The following is a 1225-nucleotide window of genomic DNA, read 5'->3' on the forward strand; positions in this document are numbered from 1 at the left end:
TCTTGAGGAAAGAAAGTAGGCGAACTTGCGATAAACTGCCCTAACTTAATATAGGTAGCACCTAAGTCTTCAAAAATAGATCTTAATAACTTGGGATTGGGTGGCCGTTTACCGATTAACCATTGAGCACCTGTTTTAGCAAGAATGCCTGTAGTCTGACCAATACGAAAAGTTCCCTTCAATGTATCTGTAAACAATCCCATCGCTTTGTCCTTTTATATTACTATCTGAATTACAACGCTAATAATGAAGAAGCGCCTGTTAGAGTCTTCCCTGCCCTACTCTATAAGCGCATCGGCATGATTACGTATAAGTTTCCATCATTCTCTGAAGACTCTATCAAAGCCGATGAATTTGCATTCAATAGCGTCATTCGAATATTTTCACTCGACAAAACATTCATAACATCAATTAGATAGCTAACATTGAATCCAATCTGTAAATCTTCACCCTGATAATCCACTTCCAAACAATCTTCAGCTTGTTCGTGCTCTGGATTATTAGCAAACACCTGCAATTGATTCTCAGACAAATGTAATTGAATTCCTCGAATATTTTCATGTGAAAGAATACTTGCTCGCGTAAACATATCCTTAAGCGAACTTCTATCCGCATACATAACCTTGTCACCACCCTTAGGAATAACACGGTTATAGTCAGGGAACTTTCCATCGATCAATTTTGAAGTGAATCTATAATTGCCTATCTGTGAATATATATGGCTTTCACCGATAGAAAGCACCACTTCGTCTTCAGAGTCAGATAACAAACGACCGAGCTCAATAATACCTTTTCTCGGTACAATCACCTGCTTGTCTGTATCGCGCTCAAGATCTGTTGCTAGAGATGAAAGTGCGAGACGATGCCCATCCGTTGCAACTAAACGAACGTAACGGTTACCTAGCTCTAACAACATGCCGTTTAAGTAGTAGCGAACATCCTGTTGCGCCATCGCAAAAGAAGTCGCGTCAAGCATCTGTTTAAAGTCACGCTGCATGAAACTCACAGCAATATCGTGAGGAGACTCTTCAGTATTCGGAAACTGATCTGCTGGCAAGGTTGCTAAGGTAAAGTGGCTCTTACCGGAACGAAGGTGCATCTTTTCACCTTCCAGACTTAGCTCAATCACTGCATCATTTGGTAAAGAGCGACAAATATCTACTAACTTACGTGCAGGCAAGGTAATTCTTCCAGCAGTCTCGACTGCGGCGCTATTAAGCGTACA

At 41.0% G+C, this 1225-nt stretch carries 1 protein-coding gene and 1 pseudogene; both read right to left on the bottom strand.

Going from position 1 to position 1225, the window contains the following annotated elements:
- Positions 1–203, bottom strand: a pseudogene (locus tag A3761_RS21705) (AarF/ABC1/UbiB kinase family protein); the annotation flags it as partial.
- 80 nt (positions 204–283) lie between these two features.
- Positions 284–1225: DNA polymerase III subunit beta (dnaN, locus tag A3761_RS21710; RefSeq protein ID WP_068750863.1), on the bottom strand; the 942-nt coding region annotated here is incomplete at its 5' end.

The organism is Oleiphilus sp. HI0123 (assembly GCF_001635315.1).